Below are 23,867 nucleotides of genomic sequence, written 5' to 3' on the forward strand. Positions count from 1 at the left end.
GCCGATGCTGGCTGACGCGCTGGAGCACCTCGTCCGCGGAGTGGTCGACCACCCCGACGACGTCGTCGTGCGCGACAAGCAGCTGCGCCGCGGCGCCGTGCTCGAGGTCCGGGTCCACCCCGACGACCTCGGCAAGGTGATCGGCCGGAGCGGTCGCACCGCGACCGCCTTCCGCACCGTGATCTCCGCGATCGCCGGCAACGGCGGCACCCGGATCGACTTCGTCGACACCGACCGCCGCTGAGCTGAACCGTCCGAACGGGCGTCTCCCCTCCGGGGGAGGCGCCCGTTCGCCGTTCCCGGGCGCGCACCTCTAACCTCGGGGACGTGGAGAGCATCGAGGTCGTCGTGGGCCGGATCGGCAAGCCGCACGGCATCCGGGGCGAGGTGACCGTCGACGTCCGTACGGACGAGCCCGAGCGCCGGTACGCCGACGGGGCGGTGCTCCTGGTCGAGGCGCCCCGCGGCTCGGCGTTCGCCTCGCGCACCCTCACCGTGAGCCGTACCCGCTGGCACCAGGGCGTGCTGCTGGCCAGCTTCGCCGAGCTGCCCGACCGCACGGCGGCGGAGTCGGCTCGCGGTGTGGTCCTGCGCGCCGTCGTACCCGCGGACGAGACGCCGGAGGACCCCGACGAGTTCTACGACCACCAGCTGGTCGGCCTCGCGGCCTACGACCTCGAGGGCGTGCACCTCGGCGAGGTCGTCGGCCTGACCCACGGCGCCCAGGACCTGCTCCGGATCCGGACCCTGGACCGCCGCGAGGCCCTCGTCCCGTTCGTGAGCGCGCTGGTGCCCGAGGTCGACGTCGCCGGCGGCCGCGTCGTGATCGCCGACCGGCCCGGCCTGGTCACCCCGTTCCCCGGCGGCGAGGAGGACGCGGACGGGGGAGCCGAGGCGTGAGGCTCGACTACGTCTCGATCTTCCCCGACTTCTTCACGCCCCTCGAGCTCTCCTTGCCGGGCAAGGCCGCCGACAAGGGCCTGCTCGCGTTCGGCGTCCACGACCTGCGGCAGTGGACCCACGACCGGCACCGCACCGTCGACGACACGCCCTATGGCGGCGGCGCCGGCATGGTGATGAAGCCCGAGCCGTGGGGTGAGGCGTTCGACGAGCTGCTCACCCCCGCCACGACCGTCGTCTTCACCACTCCGTCGGGCGAGCCGTTCGACCAGCGCCTCGCCGAGGAGCTCGCGACCCGCGAGCACCTCGTCTTCGCGTGCGGCCGCTACGAGGGCATCGACCAGCGGGTGATCGACCACGCCCGCGGGGTCGCGGAGGTCCGCGAGGTCAGCCTCGGCGACTATGTCCTCAACGGCGGCGAGGTCGCCGCGCTGGCCATCACCGAGGCCGTGGTCCGGCTGCTGCCGGGGTTCATGGGCAACGCCGCGTCGCTCGTCGAGGAGTCGCACGCGGAGGGCGGTCTGCTGGAGTACCCCGTCTACACCAAACCGCCGGCCTGGCGCGGCCACGAGGTGCCCGCCGTGCTCCGCTCCGGCGACCACGGCAAGGTCGCCGCCTGGCGCCACGAGCAGGCCGTACGACGCACCGCCGAACGTCGTCCCGACCTGCTCGCGCCGTCCGTGCTCGACGACGGCACGCCCATCGTCCGGGCCACTCCCGGCGACGCCGGCGAGCTGCTCACCCTGCAGCGCGCCTGCTGGGTGCAGGAGGCGCTGGCCAACGACATGCTCGACATCCCGGCCCTGCATGAGTCGCTCGACGACGTCCGCGCGTGGCTGGGGGAGTGGGACACCTGGGTCGTGCGCCGTGCCGGCCGGCTGGTCGGCGCCGTCCGCGGGCGTCTCGAGGGCGAGCACACCTGGGACATCGGCCGGATCATGGTCGCGCCCGACCTCCAGGGCAGCGGTCTGGGCCGGGTCCTGCTCGAGCACATCCAGGCGGTCGCGCCGGCCGGGGTGACGTCGTACGTCCTGTTCACGGGGGCGGCCAGCGCCCGCAACCAGCAGATGTACAAGCGGGCCGGGTTCCGGCTGCGCCGGGACCTGGCGTCGCCGCCGGGCGCCGTGGTCCTGACCAAGCGTCGCTGAGCGTCGCTGATTTCCGGCCCCGACCCCGGTGTGGGAGGATCGCTGGTCGGTGTCGCGGACGCTTCTGCCACAGGGGAACCGCCGACCGTGACGCCTGATTCCGAGACCACCACCAACCGCGGCTGACCTGTGTGCACTCGCGAGGAGAATCATGAGCAACCCGAGCCCCGCCCTGGTCACCGACCTCGGCAACGCCGCCAAGCGCGACGACGTCCCCGCCTTCCGTGCCGGCGACACCATCAAGGTCCACGTCAAGGTCATCGAGGGCAGCCGCTCCCGTGTCCAGGTGTTCCAGGGCGTCGTGATCCGCGTCCACGGTTCCGGCATCGGCCGTACCTTCACCGTCCGCAAGGTCTCCTTCGGCGTCGGTGTCGAGCGGACCTTCCCGCTCCACTCGCCGATCTTCGAGTCCATCGAGGTCGTCACCCGCGGTGACGTGCGTCGCGCGAAGCTCTACTACCTGCGCAACCTCACGGGCAAGAAGGCCAAGATCAAGGAGCGTCGCGAGATCTGATCCTCGCTCCGACCGCGTGATCACGAAGGCCCGACCGGCATGGTCGGGCCTTCGTGCTGTCCGGCTGGGAGGTGCTCCTAGACTCCTACCTCGTGACGACCGACGACTCCGCTCCGGACTCCGCCGCCGAGCTTTCCGACCCGAAGGCGGCCGACGGTGCGGGCTCCCGGTCCTCCTCCGCACAGCGCAAGCACCTGCCGGTCTGGCAGGAGAGCATCCTGCTGCTCGCGGTGGCGCTGGGCCTGGCGGTGGTGATCAAGGCGCTGTTCGTGCAGGCCTTCTACATCCCCTCGGAGTCCATGGAGCCGGGTCTGGTCAAGAACGACCGGATCCTGGTCCAGAAGGTCTCCTACTGGTTCGGCCGCACGCCCCAGCGCGGCGACGTCATCGTCTTCGAGGACCCGGGCCAGTGGCTCGGCCCGACCGACAGTCAGGGGCCCACCGGCTTCGCCAACGTGCTCTCCAAGGTCGGGCTCTACCCGACCGGCGGGCACCTCGTGAAGCGCGTCATCGGCACCGAGGGCGACGTCGTCGAGTGCTGCGACGCCGAGGGCCGGATCAAGGTCAACGGCAAGGCGATCGACGAGTCCGACTATCTCGGCGCCCGCGACGGCGCGGCCTGCAACGCCGAGATCAGCGACTGGTTCAGTGAGCGCGAGACCGCCCTGTCCCGCCCGTGCGACTGGGTGATCGGGCCGATCCCCGAGGGCAAGCTGCTCGTCCTCGGCGACAACCGCAACCACTCCGCCGACTCGCGCGCACATCTGTGCAGTCCCGACGAGGACCCCTGCACGGAGAGTCCGTGGGTCGACACCGACCTCGTCGTCGGCAAGGTCTTCACCCTGATCTGGCCCCGCGACCGGTGGCGCTGGATCAGCCGCCCCGAGGTGTTCGAGGGCGTCCCCGACAGTCCGTCGGCCGAGCTGCTGGAGAAGGCGAAGAAGGCCGACGCCGTCCCCGGCACGTAGGGGGCGAGGGGCATGTCCACGCTGCCCAGGGGAGCGACGGTACGCCGCGACGCCGGCCTCTACGGCTACGAGCGGGCGCTGCGTCGCCACGGGTTCGAGCCGGTCGCGGGCGTCGACGAGGCCGGGCGGGGCGCCTGCGCCGGTCCGCTCGTCGCAGGCGCGGCGATCCTGCCCGCCGGCCGGGCCGGGATCATCCCGGGCCTCGCCGACTCCAAGCTGCTGACCGCCGCCGCGCGCGAGCGCTGCTACGACCAGGTCGTGCGCCGGGCGCTCGCGTGGTCCGTCGTGGTGATCTCGCACGACGAGTGCGACCGTCTCGGGATGCACGTCGCCAACGTCGAGGCGCTGCGCCGGGCCGTGGCGAAGCTGGACCTTCCGGCGTCGTACGTGCTGACCGACGGGTTCCCGGTCGACGGGCTCGGCGTCCCCGGCCTCGCGGTCTGGAAGGGCGACCGCGTCGCGGCATGCGTCGCCGCGGCCTCGGTGCTGGCCAAGGTCACCCGGGACCGGATCATGGTCGACCTCGACGAGCAGTGGCCGGCGTACGACTTCAAGACGCACAAGGGCTACATCACCGCCACCCACACCGCGGCGCTGGAGGAGCACGGTCCTTCGCCGGTCCATCGGATGCGGTTCGTCAACGTGCGACGCGCGGCCGGACTCGAGCCGCTGCCCGGCGATCCGTAGCAGCGGGGGCTAGGGTGGTCGCGTGAGTGCCGAGGAGCTCGAGAAGTACGAGACCGAGCAGGAGCTGAACCTCTACCGGGAGTACCGCGACGTCGTCGGCATCTTCAAGTACGTCGTCGAGACCGACCGCCGCTTCTACCTGTGCAACTCGGTCGACGTGAAGGCCCGCTCCGAGGGCGGTGACGTCTTCTTCGAGGTCACCATCGCCGACGCCTGGGTGTGGGACATGTACCGCCCGGCGCGCTTCGCCAAGAACGTCAAGGTGCTCACCTTCAAGGACGTCAACGTCGAGGAGCTCGCGACGTCCGACCTGGAGCTGCCGAAGCCGTAGCCCGGGGCTAGGACCTAGGTCCTGATTACCGTCGTTCCCCTCCATCCGCGACCGTTTCGGCCGTATCCATGGGATGGAGGGTTGAGCAGCGGCCCTCTTGCGTGACAGCGCACGGGGGAGGACGCCATGCGGCTGCAGCCATGGCAGCGGTTCCGGGAGCGGTCGGACGAGCGGGGAGCGGTGACGCTGCTGGCTGCCCTCATGATCGTCGTGCTGATGGTCAGCGGCGCGTTCGCGGTCGACCTGGGCATGACTCGCGTCGCCCGCGCGGACGTCCAGGCGCTGGCTGACGTGGTGGCGCTCGACCTCGCCCGGAACATCGACGGGCGTACCGCGCAGGAGCTCGAGCCCGTCCTCGACGCGGCGCTGGCGGCCAGTGTCGCCCGCAACAAGACCGTGCTGGGCGACGGCGATCCCGACGTCCGCTACGAGCTGGGCACCATGACGGGCGGCCGGTTCGCGCCGGTCACCAGCGCCACCGCGGTCCCCTCGACCGTGGAGGTCGAGGCCCACGCGAGCGTCAGCTACGGCTTCGCACGGGTCTTCAGCTCCGAGGAGCACGGCGACGCGACGCAGACCGCGGACGCTCAGAGCTCCTCGACCGCCTGCTTCAAGCTCGGCACGTTCGTGGCCGCGGTCCGCTCCGGCGACAGCACCGTCCTCGCGCCGCTCGACGACCTGTTCGGGGTCAACCTGGACCTGGTCAGCTACCAGGGGCTCGCGAACGCCGACCTGCGCCTCGAGCAGCTCGCCGCCGTCGCCAGCATCGGCAGCCCCGAGCACCTGCTGACCAGCACCATCACCTACGCGGACCTGCTCCAGGCGATGGCCGAGGCGTTGACCAGGGAGAACAACGGCAGCAACACCGTCGCGCTCCAGGCGCTCGACAAGCTGATCAGCTCCAGTACCACGGCCTCGGTGGGCCTGATCAGGCTCGGCGACGTGCTCCACGTCTCGCCGACCGACGTCGCCGCGCTCCAGGCCGAGCTGAACGTCCTCGACATCATCGGCACCGCACGGCTGGCCGACGGCGACTACTTCCTCGGTGTGCCCAACATCCAGGGCCAGGTGCCCGGGGTCGGCTTCCAGTTCTCCGGGGGCATCTACCTCGTGGCCGCGGCGCGGATGGCCTGTGGCGCGCCGAACACGGTCGACGCCAAGGCCAAGACCGCGCAGCTGGACGGCTCGGTGCACATCGACTTCACGAACCTGCCCTCCCTCAACGTCGCCGGCCTGGGCACCTTGCAGACCCCGAAGGGGGATGGCTCGATCACCGTCGTCGGTGGCGGCGGCGAGGGGCAGCTGATCGCGCCGCCGGCCGTGCACTGCGGGGCCAACACGGTCGCCGACCCCACCACCTTCAGCGTCCGGGTCGCGACCCAGCTGGCGGCGTACAAGATGGCGGCGAACGTCACGATCGCCGCCGACGTGAAGGTCAGCGACCTGCTCGGTCAGGTCGGACTCGGCGCGTTGACGAACCTGCTCGGTGCCCTGCTGCCGCTGAAGGCGACCTTGGAGGTCAAGGTCGCGCTGAACGTCGGCACGCAGAGCTCCCCGCCCGCCACCACCGTCGGCCTGAAGATCCCGCCGAACGACCAGACCCCCGTCAGCACGGGCGGCTCGATGTACCTCGACCCGAGCAGCGTCGTCCCGGCGGTCACGAGCATCACCATCAACGGAAAGGTGCTGGCGCTGGCTGACGGGGCCAACATCGTGAACCTCGTCGTCCAGGCCCTGCTCGACCCGAGCAAGGGCTTCATCGACAAGTCCCTGACGCCGCTGATCAACAACATCAACCAGGAGTTCATCGGTCCCGTCGCCCGGATGATCGGGCTGCGGCTCGCGGGCGCCGACGTCTACGCCGTCAAGGCGCGGTGCGGTGCTCCGCGCCTCGTCGGGTGACCGCACGGCGGGTACCCGGGGGTGACTAGTCCGAAGGGACTAGGCCTCGTCGTTCGTCCGAGCCGAATGCGCCGGGATTCGTTCCCAGGCAGATCAGGCACCACTACTGTGGGCGCAACGCCGCTCGGGGGCGTCATGGGAGCGAGGCGGGGGAGGCCGGCCGATGGGGCGTTGTGTGCTGTGGACAGGTGTGTCGTCGCGCCCTGAACGGGGAGCGGCCGCCGTCGAGTTCGCGCTGATCCTCCCGATCCTGATGCTCATCGTGATGGGCATCATCAACTACGGCGACATGCTGAGCGTGCGCCAGTCGGTGAGCCAGGCGGCGTCCGAGGGCGCGCGCGCCGCCGCCGTCGAGATCGACGCGACCAAGCGCGACGCGGCGGCCGCGTCCGCCCGGGACGCCGCGCTCAAGGCGCAGAACCAGGCGTGCAACGCGAACTGCAAGGTCGTCGTGGACGACTGCGCCGACGCCACCGGCCTGGCGTCGGGCGCCCTGCCGCCGGGGACCAACTCGGCCGCCGACACGGTCGACTGCGTGTGGGTCAAGGTCGAGATCAACTACCGGGGGCTGGTCCCGGGGTTCGGTGTCGTGCTCCCCGACAAGCTGCGGTACACCGCCGTGGCGCGGGTGAGCTGAGGTGCGGGTGCGTCGGCGCACCCGGCGCCCGGACGAGCGCGGCGCGACGTCGGTCCTGGTCGCCGTACTGATGTCCGGGGTGCTGCTGCTGTCCGCCGCCTTCGCTGTGGACCTCGGCCAGCAGCGCGTCGTCCGCCGCGACATGCAGGCCGTCGCGGACGTGGTGGCCCTCGACCTCGCGCGCCAGCTCGACGGGCGCACCAAGCAGCAGCTGACCTCGTCCGGCGTCGTCGCGGATGCGGCGCGGGCCTCGGTCGCCCGCAACGCCAGCTCCTTCGGTGACAAGCCCACCGTGACGTGGCGTCTGGGCACGATCGCCGACGACGGCGCCTTCGTCGAGGTCGCGGACGACAAGGTCCCGACCGCGGTCGAGGTGAGCGCCCATTCCTCCACCGGCCTCGCCTTCGCCCCGGCCGGCGGCGCCGGTAGTCGTGGCGAAGCGACCAGGAGAGCGGTCGCCCGGGCCGATGCGGGCGCGTGCTTCGCCGTCGGCACGTACGCCGCCCGGGTCAGGCTGGGCGACAGCACCATCCTCGGTCCGCTGGTCAAGGCCCTCGGGACCGATGTCGGCCTCACCGTGCTGGACTGGCAGGGCCTGGCCGGAGCCGACATCAAGCTCCTCGACCTCGTCGACACCGATCTCACGGCCGGTGGCTTCGACGAGCTCCTCGGCTCGAACGTGAAGCTCGGCGACCTCTACCTGGCCGCCGCCGACGTGCTGCAGAAGCAGGGCGGCCACGCTGCCCAGGTGGCCGTGCTGCAGCGTCTGGCCACGGTCGCGGCCAAGGACGTGATCATCAAGGTCTCCGACCTCGTCGCGCTCGACTCGACCAACGAGGCGGGGCTGGACGCGGCGGTGAACCTGTTCGACCTGGTCAGCACCGCGGCCTTCGTCGCCAACGGCACCAACGCGATCTCGGTGCCCGACCTGGACGTCAACGTCCTCGGGCTCAGCAAGCTCAACGCCAACGTGAAGATCGGCCAGAAGCCCATCCGCTACTGCGGACGGCCGAGGTCGCCGTCGACGACCGGGCACTCCAACCAGGTCGAGATCAACCTCAAGGGCAACCTGGCGAACCTCGACCTCGGCCTGGTGTCCATCTCGGCGCCGATCACGCTGACCCTCAAGTTGGCGCCGGCCGACGTCCTCCTCGACGCCGTCGCCTGCGTCCCGGGCGAGAAGCGGCTCGACTTCCTCGTCACCAGCGGCCTGGTCAGCCTCGAGATCACCATCGGGGACCCCGCCAACCGCAACAGCCTGTCGGTCAAGGCGCTGCTGGGGCTGCTCCCGCTCGTCGACGGCTACATCCGGCTCTACTCCTCGCCGGCACCGGTGCAGACCGAGGCGAAGTCGCTGAGCGTCGCCGACGAGGACTACGACGGCACCGCTCCGCTCGAGTTCGGGCAGAACTCGCTCGGCGTGCCCTTCCTGAACCAGGACAGCCATCTCAACGTGCTCGGGATCCTGCCGGTCGGTGGCCTGCTCGGAGCGGTCATCACCCCGTTGCTGACCATCGTGGTCAACCCGCTGGTGTCGGTGCTGGACACCGTCCTGCTCACGCCGCTGCTGCGCGCGCTCGGCATCAACGTGGCGGGCGCGGACGTGTACGCCAAGGCGAAGGCCGACTGTGGCATCCCTTCACTCGTCGGCTGAGCGTCACTCCCGCCCCACCCGTCACCGCACAGGCCGTCAGTCGTCCACACCTCGCCCCTGAGGGCGCGGTCGTGCACAGCCCACCTCGCCGCCGGCGCCCTGGGTCGCTCCCGCCGACCACCATCGGCCCATGACGACAGCACAGGCTCGCCGGGCGATCGGCGCCTACGGCGAAGACGTGGCGGCCCGCCACCTGACCGGCCTCGGGATGGTCATCCTCGAGCGCAACTGGCGGTGCTCCGAGGGCGAGGTCGACATCGTGTTGCGCGACGGGGCGACGCTCGTCGTGTGCGAGGTGAAGACCCGTACGTCGCTCGAGGCCGGGACCCCGCACGAGGCGATCACCGACGCCAAGCTCGACCGGCTCCGGCGGCTGGGTGAGCGGTGGGTGCTCGAGCGGGGCATCCGGCCCGACGGCATCCGCGTCGACCTCGTCGCCGTGCTGCGTCCCCCGCGCGGCGCGGCGGTCGTCGACCACGTGCCGGGGTTGTGCTGATGCCGTTCGCCACCGCCTGCTGCGTGGCGCTCAACGGCGCGCTGGGCCACCTGATCGACGTACAGACCGACGTGTCGGCGGGCCAGGCGACGGTGGTCGTCGTCGGTCGGGCCGACCCGGCGCTGCGCGAGGGTGTCGACCGGGTCCGGATGGCGATCCTCAACAGCGATCTCCTCTGGCCGGCCGCCAAGCGCAGCACCTTCCTGCTCTCGCCCGCCGACCTGCGCAAGAGCGGCACCCATTTCGACCTCGCGATGGCCGTGAGCCTGCTCGCTGCCGACGGGCAGCTCGAGCCGGCCCAGGTCGCCGGCACCGTCTTCCTCGGCGAGCTCACCCTCGCCGGCGGACTGCGCCCGGCTCTCGGTGTGCTCCCGATGACCCTTGCTGCCGCCGCGGGCGGCGTCCGCCGGATCTACGTCCCCGAGCCCCAGGCCGCCGAGGCCGCGATGGTGCCCGACATGGAGGTGATCGGGGTGCGCTCGCTCGCCCAGGTGGTGGCCGTCCTGCGCGGCCTCGAACCGCCCGACGCGCCCCCGGTGGCAGCCGCCACCGGGCGACCGCTGATCAGCTGGCGCGGCGACGAGCGGCTCGACGAGGTCGACCTCGCCGACCTCCACGGGCTGGTCGAGGAGAAGTACGCCGTCGAGGTCGCTGCCGCCGGCGGCCATGCCGTGCTGCTCTCGGGGGCCAAGGGCTGCGGCAAGACCAGCCTGGCCGAGCGGATCCCGACGATCCTGCCCGACCTGACGCCCGAGGAGTCGCTCGAGCTGACCGCCCTGTACTCCCTGGCCGGCGTCCTCGACCCGGGGGAGGGGATGGTGCTCCGCCCGCCCTTCGTCGCCCCGCACCACGATGCGAGCAAGGCGAGCGTGATCGGCGGTGGCAGCGGCCGGGTGCAACCGGGCGAGATCAGCCGGGCTCACTGCGGCGTCCTGCTGATGGACGAGTTCCCGCTCTTCCGTGCCGACGTCATCGAGGCGCTGCGCCAGCCGCTCGAGAGCAGGGAGATCACCATCGCCCGGCGTGACGAGTCCGTCACGCTGCCGGCGGGCGGGATGCTCGTGCTCGCCTCCAACCCGTGCCCCTGCGGCGGCTGGACCCGGTCGGCCCGGGCCAACCGCTGCACCTGCGCCGAGACCGTCCGCCGCGCCTACCAGGCGCGCATCTCCGGCCCGATCGCGGACCGGATCGACATCGTCCGCAACGTCCAGCCCGCCTCGCCGTCCAGCCGTGACCCGTTCGTGGCGACGGAAACCTCGCGCGAGGTCCGCGCCCGGATCGCCGCCGCTCGCCAGCGTCAGCACGACCGGTACGCCGGCCGGGGTTGGCGCCTCAACGCCCACGTCCCCGGGCCTCGCCTCAAGGACACCTGGCCGCTCCCGGCGGCCGCACAGCAGCTGATCGACGCCGAGATGCTGGCCGGACGCCTCAGCGCGCGCGGCGCCGTCCGCGTCCAGCGCCTCGCCTGGACCGTGGCTGACCTGCGCTCGGTGCGCTCCGGGCGCGACCTCACCCCCGGCACCGACGAGACCCGGACCGCCCTGCGCCTACGCACCGGGCTCGCCCTCGACCTCGCGATGGTCCGCGCTGTCCCGGACACCCAGCCGGGCTCCGCGACGGAAGGAGCGGCATGAGCGTGACCGACGAGGAGCGCCTCGCCCGCGCCACCATCAGCCTGGTCACCGAGCCGGGCGACGTCCGCTGTCTCGGCCTGACCCGCGAGCTGGGCGGCGTGCAGTTCCTCGAGGTGCTGCGCGACCACGCCGACCTCCGCGCCGAGCTGACCGCGGCGGCCGGGCGGCTGGCCGGGGTGCAGCCCGAACGCATCCTCGAGCGGGCCCACCGCCAGGGCATCCGGTTCGTGGTCCCCGGCGACGACGAGTGGCCGTCCTCGCTCGACGACCTCGGCGGCGCGGGTGCCCTCCAGGCGCGGGGCGAGGTCCCGGTCGGCCTGTGGGTGCGCGGCCCGCTCCGCCTCGACCGGCTGGCGCCCTCGCTCGCCGTCGTCGGCTCCCGCTCCTCCACGACCTACGGCGACCAGCTCGCCGGCGACGTCGCCGCGGTCGTCGGCCGAGCCGGGCGCCCGGTGGTGTCCGGCGCGGCCTACGGCATCGACTACGCCGCGCACCGGGGCGCGCTGAGCGCCGATGCTCCGACGCTCGCCGTCCTGGCCTGCGGTGTCGACCGGGTCTACCCGGAGGCGCACCGCCGCCTCCTCGAACACCTCGCCACCCACCACGCCGTCGTGTCGGAGTCCCCGCCAGGTGCGGCTCCCTTCCGGATCCGGTTCCTCGCCCGCAACCGGCTCATCGCGGCCCTGTCCCGCGGGACGGTCGTCGTCGAGGCGGCCCTGCGCAGCGGCGCCCTCCACACCGCGGCCTGGGCCGACCGCCTCCACCGGGTCGTGATGGGGACGCCCGGCCTCGTCACCAGTGCCGCCTCCGAGGGCGTCCACGAGCTGCTCCGCTCCGGTGGCGCGACGCTCGTCACCCGGGGAGAGGACGTCCTCGAGCTGCTCGGACATTCCGGCGAGCACCTCAGCGAGCCGGCCCGCGGCCCGGAGGGCCCGCGCGACCGGCTCACCGTTCGGGCCCGCCAGGTCCTCGACGCGGTCCCGGCCGCCTCGCCCGCGCCGAGCAGCTCCGTGGCCCTCGTGGCCGGGCTCGGGGTGTCCGAGGTCGACCGGCTGCTCCACGGCCTGGCCGCGGACGGCTTCGTCGAGCGGTACCCCGCCGGCTGGCGACTCGGCGAGCGTGCCCGGTGAGGCGGGCCACCCGGCCGTGCTCGCCCCCTGCCCTGCGGCGCGCCCGCGTCGCCTGCGGTGGCCGGCTGCCTACGATCGGTCGGTGAGCACGAACGCCGGGGCCGACGGGCGCGACGAGGCGCTGCCGGAGGCGTTCGCGCGGACCTTGGGCGACTACGAACGCCACCTGGTGGCCGAACGCGACCTGACCCCGCACAGCGTGCGGGCCTACCTCGGCGACATCGCCGGGCTGCTCGACCACGCCGGGCGACTCGGGCTCCACGACGTCGCGGAGCTCGACCTGCGGACCCTGCGCAGCTGGTTGGCCAAGCAGCAGACCCTCGGCCTGTCCCGGACAACGCTGGCCCGGCGGGCGACGGCCGCGCGCGTGTTCACCGGATGGTTGGCCCGGACCGGTCGGACGCCGAACGACGTCGGTTCCGCTCTCGGCTCGCCCCGCCCGCACCGCACCCTGCCCGACGTCCTCCGGGTCGAGGAGGCCACCCGGCTGATCGGCGCTGCCGCCGAGATCGCCGACGACGGCAGTCCGGTGGGGTTGCGCGACGTCGCCATGCTCGAGCTGCTGTACGCGACCGGGATGCGCGTCGGCGAGCTCTGCGGCCTCGATGTCGACGATGTCGACCGCGACCGCAACGTCGTGCGCGTCTTCGGCAAGGGGCGCAAGGAGCGCACCGTGCCGTTCGGCCAGCCGGCCGCGACCGCCCTCGACCGGTGGCTCGGCCAGGGCCGGTCGGCGCTGGCCCGCCCGGGGTCGGGACCAGCCCTGTTCCTCGGCGCCCGCGGCGGCCGCATCGACCAACGGGCGGTCCGCACCCTGGTGCACCGACGGCTCGCCGACGTCCCGGGCGCGCCCGACCTCGGTCCGCACGGGCTGCGGCACACCGCCGCGACCCACCTCCTCGAGGGCGGGGCCGACCTGCGGTCCGTCCAGGAGCTGCTGGGGCACGCGTCCCTGGCGACCACCCAGCGCTACACCCACGTCACCACCGACCGGCTGCGGCGGGCCTACCAGCAGGCACACCCCAGAGCCTGAGCATCGGCCCGACCCACGGCCCGACCCGGGGAGCGGGCTGGGGAGTGCCGGAGCAAGGCGCGGTGTCCTCGTCGTCACCGGCGAGGGCCATCTGGCACACTCGATCAGCAACGCAGCCGCCGAGGGCAAGTACATCGAGTTCCGTGAGGTCTTCGACCAACCTCACTCACGGGAAGACTGAGAGTTGCCGATGTCGATTCACCTGACGAAGGCCGAGGTCATGGCCCTTGCCGGGATGTGGGTGGCGATCCTCGTCACAGCAACGGCCGTGATCGATACGCCGCCCGTTCGTGCCTGGATGTTCGTCATCGCGGCCTTGGTGACCGCCACGGCGGTCGGTCGCGGGGGCGACGCCAGCCGGAAGCGTCGCTGAGCCCCGAGACGCGCCCACCGCGTCAACGTCGGTGCCCGGGACGCATGCGTCCGGAAGGACTCGGCCAGCGCGGGTCCGGATCGTCGGACGCTCAGCGCTAGACCCACGTCACCACCGACCCGCTGCGGCGGGCCTACCAGCAAGCACACCCCAGGGCCTGAGCAGCGGCCCGACCCACGGCCCGACCCGGGGAACGGGCCGGGACCTCCACAGCGGCAGCAGACGGACCGGGGCGGCTGCGACCAGGCGCAGCGGGTCGAGATAGGTCTCCCCGCGGATCCAGCCCCAGTGCAGGCAGGCGCGTGGGAAGCAGTGGGAGCCGGCCAGCTCGAGCGTCCCGACCACGGCTCCGGCGGCGAGGGTGGTGCCGACGGTGACCGAGGCCGTGACCGGTTCGTAGGTCGTCCGGGTGGTGCCGTGCCCGACGACCACGACGCCGCGCCCGGCGAGCCGCCCGGCGAAGACCACCGTCCCGGCGAGGGCGGTGTGAACCGGCGCTCCGACGTGGCCGGCGAGATCCACGCCCCGGTGCCCGGAGCCGTAGGGAGACTCCGGTGGGTCGAAGGACCGCACGACCTCCGGCACCGGCTGGAGGGGCCACACGCCGACCGGGTCGGGGTCCGCTCGCGCCGCGGACGGCACCAGGAGCAGCGCAAGGAGCAGGGGGAGCAGGAGGGCCAGGCGCGGGCACGGTCGGCGCATGGGACGAGGGTGGGGGAGGGGGCCGACGGGGCGCGGGGAGGGGCAGTGGGGCTGTGGAGGAGGGCTGGGGAGAACGGGGGGTGTGGAGAGTCCAGGTCACGGATTGGTACGACGACCGCCCGACGCCGTAGGCTTGCAGGAACCGGTCCGCCCTGGGCCGGAATTCGCTCGTCCGCAGACCACGACGGCTCCGCTCCGGAGCCGATCGCCCGTGGGCGTCGATCCTCAGTCCGCCAGACCTTCCGGTCGGGCGGTCGGATCGCGTGCAGACGACAGGACCAACTGAAACAAGCACATAGGAGAAATCATGGCTGTCGTGACCATGCGCCAGCTCCTCGAGAGCGGCGTCCACTTCGGACACCAGACCCGTCGTTGGAATCCGAAGATGAAGCGGTTCATCCTCACCGACCGCAACGGCATCTACATCATCGACCTGCAGCAGTCGCTGGCCTACATCGACCGCAGCTACGCCTTCGTCAAGGAGACGGTGGCCAAGGGCGGGACGATCATGTTCATCGGCACCAAGAAGCAGGCGCAGGAGTCGATCGCCGAGCAGGCGACCCGGGTCGGCATGCCCTACGTCAACCAGCGCTGGCTGGGTGGCATGCTCACCAACTTCGCGACCATGAACCAGCGGATCAACCGGCTCAAGGAGCTCGACGACGTCGACTTCGACGACGTGGCCGGCTCGAACCGCACCAAGAAGGAGCTCCTGCAGATGAAGCGGGAGCACACGAAGCTGGAGAAGACCCTGGGCGGCATCCGCGAGATGTCCCGGGTCCCGTCGGCGGTGTGGATCGTCGACACCAACAAGGAGCACCTCGCCGTCGAGGAGGCGCGCAAGCTGCGCATCCCGATCATCGCGATCCTCGACTCCAACTGCGACCCGGACGACGTCGACTTCCCGATCCCGGGCAACGACGACGCCATCCGCGCGGTGGGCCTGCTGACCCGCGTCATCGCGGACGCCGCCGCCGACGGCCTCATGTCCCGCTCGGGTGCCGGCTCGGCCGCCACCCCCGCCGCCGAGGAGCCCCTCGCCGCGTGGGAGCGCGAGCTCCTCGAGGGTGACGCTGCCGCGCCGGCCGCCGCCACGGAGGCGCCCGCCGAGGCCGCCACCGAGGCGCCCGCCGAGGAGGCCCCGGTCGCCGAGGCTGCTGCCGAGGAGACCCCCGCGGCCGACGCTCCGGCCGAGGCCTGAGTCTCTTCCCGTCCACCCCTTCGAGAAACCAACGAGGATCCATGGCATTCACTGCTGCTGACGTCAAGAAGCTCCGCGAGCTGACCAGCGCCGGCATGATGGACTGCAAGAAGGCGCTCGACGAGACCGACGGCGACTTCGACAAGGCCGTCGAGCTGCTCCGCGTCAAGGGTGCCGCCAAGGCGGCCGCCCGCGGCGCCGAGCGTGAGGCCTCGGCCGGCCTGGTGGCCAACGCCGGTGGCGCGCTCGTCGAGCTGAAGTCGGAGACCGACTTCGTCGCGAAGAACGAGGAGTTCATCAAGGCCGCCCAGCAGATCGCCGAGGCGATCGACGCGGGCAAGGCCACCGACACCGAGTCGGCCAAGGCGCTGCCGCTGGGCGACAGCACCGTCGGTGCGGTCGTCGAGGGTCTCGCCATCACCATCGGCGAGAAGATCGAGCTCGGCAACGTCGCGTACTTCGACGGTCCGGTCGCGGTCTACCTGCACAAGCGTGCGGCCGACCTCCCGCCGGCTGTCGGCGTCATCGTCGAGTACGAGGGTGACGAGGCGGCCGCCCGCGGCGCCGCCATGCAGGTGGCGGCCCTCAAGGCCCAGTACCTCACCCGCGACGAGGTCCCCGCCGACATCGTCGAGGCCGAGAAGGACGTCCTGACCAAGAAGACGATCGAGGAGGGCAAGCCGGAGGCTGCCGTCGCGAAGATCGTCGAGGGTCGCCTGGGCGGCTTCTTCAAGGAGCTCGTGCTCCTCGAGCAGGAGTCGGTCTCGGAGTCGAAGAAGACGGTCAAGGCCGTCCTCGACGCCGCCGGCACCACCGTCAAGCGTTTCGCCCGCTTCGAGGTCGGCGCCTGACCTGACGGTCAGGAACCCTGATCGCACCGACGGCCGGGGGGGCCCCGCGGGGGGCCCCCCGCCCGCTGCGTTTTCGGCGGGGCCGCCCGGGGGCCCCGGGTAGGTTGGTGACCCCCGGCCATCGGACATGTGTCGGACCTGCGCGCCCGCACTCACGGGCGCACTTCGGTTCCAGAAGGAGAGCGTCAAGTGGGACTCATCCAGGCTGCAGTCGGTGCGATCGGCGGGACCCTCGCCGACCAGTGGGTCGACTTCTACGGCGTCCCGGACGGCGTCGGCTCGACGGTCGCGGTCTTCCCGGCCGTCGCCAAGGGCCAGAACGCCGGCCGCGGCAGCAACACGCAGGGCTCCGAGGGCGTCATCACCAACGGGTCCAAGATCATCGTGCCCGAGGGCTACGGCCTGGTCCTGATGGAGGACGGCGCCTTCACCGGGTTCGCCGCCGAGCCCGGCGCCTACATCTGGAACTCCGACGACCCGGCCTCGCAGTCGATCTTCACCGGCGGCGGCCTCGTCGACTCGCTCATCAAGCAGAGCTGGGAGCGCTTCAAGTTCGGCGGTCGTCCCTCCGCGCAGCAGTCCGCGATCTTCGTGACGCTCAAGGAGCTGCCCAACAACAAGTTCGGCACCCAGTCGGAGATCTACTGGGACGACGCGTTCCTCAACACCCAGGTCGGCGCGATCACCCGCGGCACCTACACGCTGAAGATCACCGACCCGCTGACCTTCATCCGCAACTTCGTGCCGGCCGAGGTCATCACCGGCCGCCGCACCTTCGACTTCACCGACATGGACAACCCCGCCGGGGAGCAGCTGTTCAACGAGGTCGTCGGCTCGCTCGCGCCGGCGTTCTCGATGTACACCAACGACCCGGCCAAGGGGAACCGGATCTCGCGCCTCCAGCAGGACTCGATCGGATTCGCCCAGTCGCTGTCCGCGGCGGTCGAGCAGAACTACCAGTGGCGCACCGACCGCGGCCTCGAGATCGTCAAGACCGCGATCATCTCGATCGAGTACGACGCCAACACCCGTGAGCTTCTCAAGAACGTCCAGCGGGCCGATGCCCTGTCCGGGTCGCGCGGCAACTCCAACCTCCAGGCGTCGGTGGCGGCCGGCATCGAGGCGGCGGGCGAGAACGCCGGCCCGGGTGGCCTGATCGGGATGGGCATGGCGACCGGTGGCATGGGTCTGGGCGGCCTGCAGCAGCCCGTCGCGCCCGCCGCCCCGGCTCCGGCAGCCCCTGCCGCCCCTGCGGCCCCTGCGGCTCCGGCTGCCCCCGCCGCCGAGGACCCGATGGCGGTCCTCAAGCGTGCCAAGGAGATGCTCGACGCCGGGCTGATCACCCAGGCCGACTACGACGCGGCGAAGGCGAAGGCGCTCGGTCTCTGAGATGACCCAGGAATCCCCGGAGCCGCAGCAGCCCACCTTCGACGGGCCACCCCTGTCGCTGGAGGAGGAGCTGGCCGCGGCCAAGGCCGAGCCCGAGCCCGGCCCCAGCATCGAGACCGTCAACGAGTCGCTCAAGGACGGGCTCAACCGCTGCCCGAGGTGCGGCTCGACCGACGTCCAGCTGCGGGCGTCGACAGGCATGCTCGTGTGCCTGTTCTGCCGCCACGAGTGGCAGGAGGCGCGGGTCGAGGAGGAGTTCGGGCTCGGCGAGGGCATCGACCAGCTCGAGGGCACGGTCATCGCCAGCGGCGCGGGGGACATCGCGGCCGACGCGGCCGACCAGCTCACCTTCAAGTGCGAGGCCTGCGGTGCCGAGGTGGTCGTCGACACGGCCCACGCGCTCAACGCGCGCTGCCACTGGTGCCGGCACACGCTCAACGTCAACCAGCAGATCCCCAACGGCGCCGTCCCCGACGCCGTGCTGCCGTTCCGGCTGACCCAGCAGGAGGCGGTCGCGAAGATCCGCGAGTTCGCCTCCAAGCGCCGGCTCTTCGCGCACAAGCGCTTCAAGAAGGAGTTCGTGCCGGAGAACGTCCTCGGGGTCTACCTGCCCTACCTGGTCATCGACGCCCGAGCGGAGTCGCAGTACTGGGGCAAGGGCGAGATCCAGACCCGGCGGTGGACGGAGAAGCAGGGCGACAACAACGTCACCTACTACGCCGCCGACGTCTACCAGGTGGCCCGGCAGGTGTCGTTCACGGTGGACGACCTGACCGTCGAGGGTTCCTCCGAGCGTGCCCAGATCGGACCGGCGAACACCAACAACATCATCAACACGATCCTGCCGTTCGACACGAAGAACGCGGTCAAGTGGAACGCCAACTACCTGGTCGGCTTCACCAGCGAGAAGCGGGACCTCAACGTGGAGGCGGTCCGCCCCCTCCTCGAGGACCAGCTGCTCTCGATCGGCCGTTCGCAGGTGCGCGCGTCGCTGGGACGGTTCGACCGCGGTGTGCGGTGGGAGCAGGAGAAGCTCGACGTCGGCGGATCGCGCTGGGTGTCGATGTACCTCCCGGTGTGGCTCTACAGCTACCGCCAGGAGAGCAACGGCCTGCTCCACTACATCGCGGTCAACGCCCGCACGGGGGAGACCATGGGCAGCATCCCGGTCTCCCAGCCCAAGCTGCTCCTCGCGGCATTCACGGTCGGCACCTTCCTCGAGGGCATCGCCGGCGCGATCCTGGTGGCGATGGCATGATCCGCCCCACTCGCATCTTCGCCGCTCCGCTTCGCTACTGCGCGAACAGACGATCGGGGACCCCGCAATGACACTCGACCTGATCACGGCGCTCATCCCGCTGGCCTCCGACGACGGTGCGGTCTGGCTGCTCGCGGCCGGACCCGCGGGCGGCGTCGCGACGTACTGGGCCTTCTACCGCTATTACCGCAACACGGACAAGTCCCACCAGTTCGAACGAGACACGATCATCGAGGCGCAGCCCGTCCAGGGCGGTGAGGAGAAGGTCGGCCACATCTCCAGGACGCGCGACTCCGACATCGACGGTGACAACAGCGACAAGTACCGCCAGCGGGTGCAGCGGGTGCAATGAGGAGGTGTCGCGCCGACCCCGGTAAGGTCGCCCCGTGCCCGGTTACAAGCGCGTCCTCCTGAAGCTGTCCGGTGAGGTGTTCGGTGGTGGCAAGGTCGGGATCGACCCCGACGTCGTGCAGGCCATCGCCCACGAGGTGAAGGCCGTCGTGGACGCCGGCGTCCAGATCGCCGTCGTCACCGGCGGTGGCAACTTCTTCCGCGGCGCCGAGCTCCAGACCCGAGGCATGGACCGCGTCCGGGCCGACTACATGGGCATGCTCGGCATCGTCATGAACTGCCTCGCGCTCCAGGACTTCTTGGAGAAGCAGGGCGTCGAGACCCGCGTGCAGACCGCCATCACCATGGGTCAGGTCGCCGAGCCCTACATCCCGCGGCGGGCGATCCGCCACATGGAGAAGGGGCGCGTGGTCATCTTCGGTGCCGGCATGGGCATGCCGTACTTCTCGACCGACACCGTCGCCGTCCAGCGCGCGCTGGAGAGCAAGTGCGACGTCGTGCTGGTCGCGAAGAGCGGTGTCGACGGCGTCTACAGCGCCGACCCGAACCTCGACCCGACCGCCACGAAGTACGACGAGCTGACCTACGACGACGCGATCGCCCAGGGCCTGCGGATCATGGACCAGACGGCCTTCGCCCTGTGCGGCGAGAACAAGCTTCCGATGATCGTCTTCGGCATGGAGCCCGAGGGCAACATCCTGCGGGTCGTGCAGGGTGAGAAGATCGGCACGCGGGTCAGCGCAGGCTGAGCAGAAGGCAACGAAGGAGAACCGGTGATCAACGACACCCTCAACGAGGCCGACCAGAAGATGGGCAAGTCGGTCGACGCGACCCGTGAGGAGTTCGCGGCGATCCGCGCCGGGCGTGCGCACCCGAGCATGTTCAGCAAGATCCTGGTCGACTACTACGGCACCCCGACGCCGCTCCAGCAGCTGGCGTCGTTCGCCTCGCCCGAGGCGCGGATCATCATCGTTTCGCCCTACGACGTGGGCGCGCTCAACAACGTCGAGAAGGCGATCCGGGACTCCGACCTGGGTGTGAACCCGTCCAGCGACGGCAAGCAGCTGCGCTGCGTCTTCCCCGAGCTCACCGAGGAGCGCCGCAAGGAGTTCATCAAGCTCGCCAAGGAGAAGGCCGAGGGCGGCAAGGTCGCCGTGCGCCAGGTGCGGCAGAAGGCCAAGCAGAGCCTGGAGAAGCTCGAGAAGGACGGCGAGGTCGGCAAGGACGACGTCACCGGCGCCGAGAAGCGTCTCGACGGTCTCACCAAGAAGCACACCGACGCGATCGACGAGCTGCTCAAGAACAAGGAAGCCGAGCTGCTCGAGGTCTGACCTCGAACGCGCTCCCACCCATGTCCTCGACGTCGACCCCGTCCTCGAACGGCGCTGCCCCGAAGAAGGACCACGGCCGCGCCGGCCGGGACCTCAAGGCGGCGGTCGGGTCCGCGGTCGTGCTGCTCAGCGCGATCGCGGCCTCGCTGCTGTTCTGGAAGCCGGCATTCATGGTGATCGTCGCGATCGCCGTGGTCGTCGCGGTGTGGGAGCTGCGCAAGGGGCTGCTCGCCAAGGACATCGACCTGCCCGAGCAGCCGCTGATGATCGGCGGCGTCGTGATGGTCGTCGTCGCGTACCTCTGGGGCTCCGCGGCCCTGGTCACGGCGACGGCCGTCAGCGCGCTGGTGATCATGCTGTGGCTGCTGCGCCGCGGCATCGACGGCTACGTCAAGAACGCGACCGCGTCGGTGTTCGCGCTGGTCTACGTGCCCTTCCTGGGCTCGTTCGTCGCGCTGATGCTCGCCGAGGGCGGTCGTGACGGTGGTGGCCTCGACGACCCGGGCGTGAAGGGCATCATCACCTTCATCCTGGTGACGATCGCCTCCGACATCGGCGGGTACGTCGCCGGCGTGCTCTTCGGCAAGCACCCCATGGCGCCGGTCATCTCGCCCAAGAAGTCCTGGGAGGGCTTCGCCGGCTCCACCCTGGCCACCGTCGGCGCCGGGGTGGCGCTCGTGGTCTATCTCCTCGACGGCGAGTGGTGGATCGGTGTCGCGCTCGGCGTGATCGCCGTGGTCATGGCCACCCTCGGCGACCTGTGCGAGTCGGTCATCAAGCGCGACCTCGGCATCAAGGACATGAGCCAGGTCATCCCGGGCCACGGCGGCCTGATGGATCGCCTCGACTCGCTGCTCGCCACGATCGCCCCGATCTGGCTGCTGCTGCACTACGGCATCTTCACCTGAGTCACCGCACCGAGGCCGCGGCCTCTCCGAGCAGTCCCATCGCCTCGGTGAGCTGCTCGTCGGTGAGGTACGGCGCCGGCCCCAGCCGCAGGTGCTGCCCGCGATGGTCCGCGTGCACGCCGCGCTCGGCCAACCCGTCGCGCAGCCGCGCCGCTTGCGGTGAGGCGAGCGCGAGGAAGCCCCCGAACGCCTCGGCCGGGGTGTCCCGGTCACGCGTGACGAGCTCGTCGGGCAGGCCGAGTGCGTCGAACTCACGGGCCAGCAGACCGCGCTGGTGCAGCGAGATCTCGCGCAGCCGCGGGGGAGTCAGGTCCTGCTCGACGAAGAAGTTCAGGACCCGGGCCGCGCGGTAGTGGCTGGTCGGGTCGTACGTCGACCCGGCGAACCGGTCTCCGCCGTGGGCGAACCAGCCGGTGACCACCGGCTCGGCGCCGCGGGCGTGCGGCGGGACCCGCAGGAAGCAGTTGCCCTCACCGAGCTGGAGGTACTTGTAGCCGCCGCCGACGACCCAGGCCTCGGCGAGTCCCGCCGCTCCCACGGACCAGGGCACGACGCCGAGCTGGTGGTAGGCGTCGACGAGCAGCTCGGCGCCGGTGCGCTCGCAGGCCTCGGCCACCGCCGCGAGGCCCGGCACGATCCGGGAGGTCTCGAACAGGACGGACGAGACCACGACGGCGGCGGTGCGGGTGTCGACGAGAGCGGCCACCCGCTCGGCCAGGGTCCCCAGAGGCGCGGTCGGCACCCGCACCAGCTCGATCCCGGCGTCGGCGAGCCGGTCGAGCTGGCGCCGCGCCGAGTCGAACTCGCCGTCGGTGGTGACCACCCGCGGGCGGGACCGCAGGGGGAGGGCGGACAAGAAGCGCACCAGCAGCTCGTGCGCGCTGGCGCCGAGGGCCACCTCGGCGACGGGATCGTCGAGGAGCATCCGTACGCCGGCGCGCAGCCGCTCCGCGCGGACCTCGGCCCGAGCCCACTTGCCCTCCACGGCGAGAGCGGCGTCGTCGTACGCCTCGATCACGCCGTCCCGGGCGACGTCGGGCCAGGCCTGGTGGGAGTGGCCGGTGAGCAGCAGCCGGTCGGCGACGCGGAACCGGGTGTAGTGCTCGGCCAGTTCGGCGGCGGGGCTCACATCTCGCTCCGGATCGCCCACAGGTCGGGGAACAGCGAGCGGGTGACGGTGCCCCACAGATAGCTCGCACCGGAGGAACCACCCGTGCCAGGCTTCGCGCCGATGGTGCGCTCGACCATCTTCACGTGCCGGTAGCGCCACTCCTGGAGTCCCTCGTCGAGGTCGACCAGCCGCTCGGCGACCTGGGCGGCGCCGCCGTCGTCGTCGTAGGCCGCGAGCAGCAGGCGCTGCACCTCGCGCGAGGGCTCCCACGGGGTGGTGAGGTCGCGGTCGAGGGCGGCCGCCGGGACGGCGTAGCCCTGGGTGAGGAGGTAGCGCAGGAACGAGTCGAACACCGACCGGCGTGACATCGCCGCCGAGATCCGGGCCCGGTCGTCGCTGCCCTCGGGGTAGTGCTCGAAGACGCGCGGATCGCGGCGACCGAGGGTGGCCTCGAGCTCGCGGAACTGGGCGGACTGGAAGCCGCTGGACGCGTCGAGGCGGCCGCGGAAGCTGGTGAACTGGCGCGGGGTCATCGTCTCCAGCACGTCGACCTGGGCGACGGTGACCTTGAGGATGCTGCGCACCCGGCCGAGGGTGTGCAGTGCGCGCGGGGTGTCGCCGTCCTCGAGCCGCTGCTGGAGCCCGGTGATCTCGTGCAGCAGCTGCTTGAACCACAGCTCGTAGACCTGGTGGATCACGATGAAGAGGAGCTCGTCGTGCTCGTCGGAGCGCGGGTGTTGCGCGGACAGGACGTCGTGGAGAGCGAGGTAGTCGCTGTAGGTGAGCGACGGGTATGGATCGGTCACCTCCCCACTCTCACAGAGCGGCCGTCCTGGCTGCCACAACGACGCGTCCGGACCGGCGGCTCCCGCTCCGCCCGGGAGGCCGACGACGTCCCCCGGGCGGGCGGCGGCCCGCTTTCGGTCGTGTCGGATCCGGCAGATGCCGGAACCTTCGGGTGCGGCCGCTACGATCGCCCGGACATGAGTGAGGCAGGCAGCGACCGCGTGGGCGGTGAGGTGGAGGCAGCGGACGAGAAGTCCCGGCGCCCCGACTGGTTCCACCGCGGGCACCCTGTGTTCTTCCCGCTCGCCGGGTTCTTCGCCGGCATGGTCGCGGTCATCGTCGTCCCCGGTCTGTACGCCGCCATCGTCAAGTGGGTCGCCGGCTACAAGCGGGCCGAGGAGCTGTTCCCGTTCGTGCTGCTCATGTTCGTCGTGCCGATCGGGTTGCTGGTGCCCCAGCACACCCGCCGGTTCGGGCGCTACATGCTGCTCGGGATGGTCTCCACGGTGGTGGTGGTCGTGAGCGTGGGCGGCGCGGTCGCCTGGTTCCTGCTCAACAAGGACGCCTGAGCC

27 protein-coding genes and 1 pseudogene are annotated in these 23,867 nt (G+C 71.4%); 25 read left to right on the forward strand and 3 right to left on the reverse strand.

Annotation, left to right across the window (positions count from 1 at the left end; genetic code table 11):
- The first annotated feature begins 4 nt into the window (after window positions 1-4).
- The 16 genes and pseudogenes from KU893_RS09565 to KU893_RS09635 all read left to right on the forward strand — a co-directional run bounded on the left by KU893_RS09565 (window position 5) and on the right by KU893_RS09635 (window position 13,407).
- Window positions 5-244, forward strand: coding sequence for an RNA-binding protein (locus KU893_RS09565; RefSeq protein ID WP_218234126.1), 240 nt, complete (start codon window positions 5-7; stop codon window positions 242-244).
- Window positions 245-327: 83 nt separating this feature from the next.
- Complete coding sequence (gene rimM / locus KU893_RS09570) at window positions 328-900, forward strand: ribosome maturation factor RimM (protein ID WP_218234127.1); 573 nt, start codon at window positions 328-330, stop codon at window positions 898-900.
- Window positions 897-1,568 (forward strand): annotated as a pseudogene (gene trmD / locus KU893_RS22705) (tRNA (guanosine(37)-N1)-methyltransferase TrmD); the annotation flags it as partial. The gene rimM and the pseudogene trmD, both read left to right, overlap by 4 nt.
- A gap of 117 nt (window positions 1,569-1,685) precedes the next feature.
- On the forward strand, window positions 1,686-2,048 hold the full coding sequence (locus tag KU893_RS22710) for a GNAT family N-acetyltransferase (protein ID WP_246592415.1): 363 nt from the start codon (window positions 1,686-1,688) through the stop codon (window positions 2,046-2,048).
- Window positions 2,049-2,199: 151 nt separating this feature from the next.
- Window positions 2,200-2,562 carry a 50S ribosomal protein L19 gene (gene rplS / locus KU893_RS09580; protein ID WP_218234129.1) on the forward strand — a complete coding sequence of 121 codons (363 nt, stop codon included), beginning with the start codon at window positions 2,200-2,202 and terminating at the stop codon, window positions 2,560-2,562.
- 92 nt (window positions 2,563-2,654) lie between these two features.
- Window positions 2,655-3,530, forward strand: a complete 876-nt coding sequence (lepB, locus tag KU893_RS09585) for a signal peptidase I (RefSeq protein WP_257441634.1) — start codon at window positions 2,655-2,657, stop codon at window positions 3,528-3,530.
- Window positions 3,531-3,542: 12 nt separating this feature from the next.
- The gene (locus KU893_RS09590) at window positions 3,543-4,217 is read left to right on the forward strand and encodes a ribonuclease HII (protein WP_218234130.1); all 675 of its coding nucleotides are present in this window, start codon (window positions 3,543-3,545) and stop codon (window positions 4,215-4,217) included.
- A 22-nt stretch (window positions 4,218-4,239) separates the two neighbouring features.
- Entirely contained in the window at window positions 4,240-4,548 is a 309-nt protein-coding gene (locus KU893_RS09595) for a DUF2469 domain-containing protein (protein ID WP_141799600.1), read from the forward strand.
- A 126-nt stretch (window positions 4,549-4,674) separates the two neighbouring features.
- Window positions 4,675-6,450: a Tad domain-containing protein gene (locus KU893_RS09600; protein WP_218234131.1), complete on the forward strand. Its 1,776-nt coding sequence runs from the start codon at window positions 4,675-4,677 to the stop codon at window positions 6,448-6,450.
- A 190-nt stretch (window positions 6,451-6,640) separates the two neighbouring features.
- Complete coding sequence (locus tag KU893_RS09605) at window positions 6,641-7,087, forward strand: TadE/TadG family type IV pilus assembly protein (RefSeq protein ID WP_218234132.1); 447 nt, start codon at window positions 6,641-6,643, stop codon at window positions 7,085-7,087.
- Window positions 7,088-7,094: 7 nt separating this feature from the next.
- Window positions 7,095-8,741, forward strand: a complete 1,647-nt coding sequence (locus tag KU893_RS09610) for a pilus assembly protein TadG-related protein (protein ID WP_218234133.1) — start codon at window positions 7,095-7,097, stop codon at window positions 8,739-8,741.
- Window positions 8,742-8,871: 130 nt separating this feature from the next.
- Window positions 8,872-9,237 (forward strand): YraN family protein, encoded by a 366-nt coding sequence (locus KU893_RS09615; RefSeq protein ID WP_218234134.1) that lies wholly within the window; start codon window positions 8,872-8,874, stop codon window positions 9,235-9,237.
- Window positions 9,237-10,871: a YifB family Mg chelatase-like AAA ATPase gene (locus tag KU893_RS09620; protein ID WP_218234135.1), complete on the forward strand. Its 1,635-nt coding sequence runs from the start codon at window positions 9,237-9,239 to the stop codon at window positions 10,869-10,871. The genes KU893_RS09615 and KU893_RS09620 overlap by 1 nt, the downstream gene beginning before the upstream one ends.
- Entirely contained in the window at window positions 10,868-12,001 is a 1,134-nt protein-coding gene (dprA, locus tag KU893_RS09625) for a DNA-processing protein DprA (RefSeq protein WP_218234136.1), read from the forward strand. The genes KU893_RS09620 and dprA overlap by 4 nt, the downstream gene beginning before the upstream one ends.
- A gap of 82 nt (window positions 12,002-12,083) precedes the next feature.
- Window positions 12,084-13,034, forward strand: a complete 951-nt coding sequence (locus KU893_RS09630) for a tyrosine recombinase XerC (RefSeq protein ID WP_218234137.1) — start codon at window positions 12,084-12,086, stop codon at window positions 13,032-13,034.
- 190 nt (window positions 13,035-13,224) lie between these two features.
- Window positions 13,225-13,407: a hypothetical protein gene (locus KU893_RS09635; protein WP_218234138.1), complete on the forward strand. Its 183-nt coding sequence runs from the start codon at window positions 13,225-13,227 to the stop codon at window positions 13,405-13,407.
- Between the two features lie 108 nt (window positions 13,408-13,515).
- Here KU893_RS09635 and KU893_RS09640 read toward each other — a convergent pair whose 3' ends face one another.
- Complete coding sequence (locus KU893_RS09640) at window positions 13,516-14,109, reverse strand: M23 family metallopeptidase (protein WP_218234139.1); 594 nt, start codon at window positions 14,107-14,109, stop codon at window positions 13,516-13,518.
- Window positions 14,110-14,416: 307 nt separating this feature from the next.
- Between KU893_RS09640 and rpsB the strand changes: the two genes are divergently transcribed.
- The 8 genes from rpsB (at window position 14,417) to KU893_RS09680 (ending at window position 21,398) form a co-directional block, all read left to right on the forward strand.
- Window positions 14,417-15,310 (forward strand): 30S ribosomal protein S2, encoded by an 894-nt coding sequence (gene rpsB, locus KU893_RS09645; RefSeq protein ID WP_218234140.1) that lies wholly within the window; start codon window positions 14,417-14,419, stop codon window positions 15,308-15,310.
- A 41-nt stretch (window positions 15,311-15,351) separates the two neighbouring features.
- A complete protein-coding gene (gene tsf / locus KU893_RS09650; protein WP_218234141.1) occupies window positions 15,352-16,161 on the forward strand; it encodes a translation elongation factor Ts in 810 nt (269 codons plus the stop codon).
- A 189-nt stretch (window positions 16,162-16,350) separates the two neighbouring features.
- Window positions 16,351-17,550: an SPFH domain-containing protein gene (locus KU893_RS09655; protein ID WP_218234142.1), complete on the forward strand. Its 1,200-nt coding sequence runs from the start codon at window positions 16,351-16,353 to the stop codon at window positions 17,548-17,550.
- Between the two features lies 1 nt (window position 17,551).
- The gene (locus tag KU893_RS09660) at window positions 17,552-18,808 is read left to right on the forward strand and encodes a TFIIB-type zinc ribbon-containing protein (RefSeq protein ID WP_218234143.1); all 1,257 of its coding nucleotides are present in this window, start codon (window positions 17,552-17,554) and stop codon (window positions 18,806-18,808) included.
- A gap of 67 nt (window positions 18,809-18,875) precedes the next feature.
- Window positions 18,876-19,160, forward strand: a complete 285-nt coding sequence (locus KU893_RS09665; RefSeq protein WP_218234144.1) for a hypothetical protein — start codon at window positions 18,876-18,878, stop codon at window positions 19,158-19,160.
- A gap of 34 nt (window positions 19,161-19,194) precedes the next feature.
- Window positions 19,195-19,908, forward strand: a complete 714-nt coding sequence (gene pyrH / locus KU893_RS09670; RefSeq protein ID WP_218234145.1) for a UMP kinase — start codon at window positions 19,195-19,197, stop codon at window positions 19,906-19,908.
- A gap of 27 nt (window positions 19,909-19,935) precedes the next feature.
- A complete protein-coding gene (frr, locus tag KU893_RS09675; RefSeq protein WP_218234358.1) occupies window positions 19,936-20,490 on the forward strand; it encodes a ribosome recycling factor in 555 nt (184 codons plus the stop codon).
- Window positions 20,491-20,510: 20 nt separating this feature from the next.
- Window positions 20,511-21,398 carry a phosphatidate cytidylyltransferase gene (locus KU893_RS09680; protein ID WP_218234146.1) on the forward strand — a complete coding sequence of 296 codons (888 nt, stop codon included), beginning with the start codon at window positions 20,511-20,513 and terminating at the stop codon, window positions 21,396-21,398.
- Between the two features lies 1 nt (window position 21,399).
- On the opposite strand, the gene KU893_RS09685 is transcribed toward KU893_RS09680, so the two are convergent.
- Both KU893_RS09685 and KU893_RS09690 read right to left on the reverse strand, forming a co-directional pair.
- Complete coding sequence (locus KU893_RS09685) at window positions 21,400-22,527, reverse strand: hypothetical protein (protein ID WP_218234147.1); 1,128 nt, start codon at window positions 22,525-22,527, stop codon at window positions 21,400-21,402.
- On the reverse strand, window positions 22,524-23,315 hold the full coding sequence (locus KU893_RS09690) for a tryptophan 2,3-dioxygenase (RefSeq protein WP_218234148.1): 792 nt from the start codon (window positions 23,313-23,315) through the stop codon (window positions 22,524-22,526). Before KU893_RS09690 ends, KU893_RS09685 begins: the two co-directional genes overlap by 4 nt.
- Before the next feature lie 177 nt (window positions 23,316-23,492).
- On the opposite strand from KU893_RS09690, the gene KU893_RS09695 reads away from it, so the two are divergent.
- Entirely contained in the window at window positions 23,493-23,864 is a 372-nt protein-coding gene (locus KU893_RS09695; protein WP_218234149.1) for a hypothetical protein, read from the forward strand.
- The last annotated feature ends 3 nt before the right edge of the window (window positions 23,865-23,867 follow it).

Origin of the sequence: Nocardioides daeguensis (assembly GCF_019192965.1) — a bacterium.
Lineage (GTDB): Bacteria > Actinomycetota > Actinomycetes > Propionibacteriales > Nocardioidaceae > Nocardioides > Nocardioides daeguensis.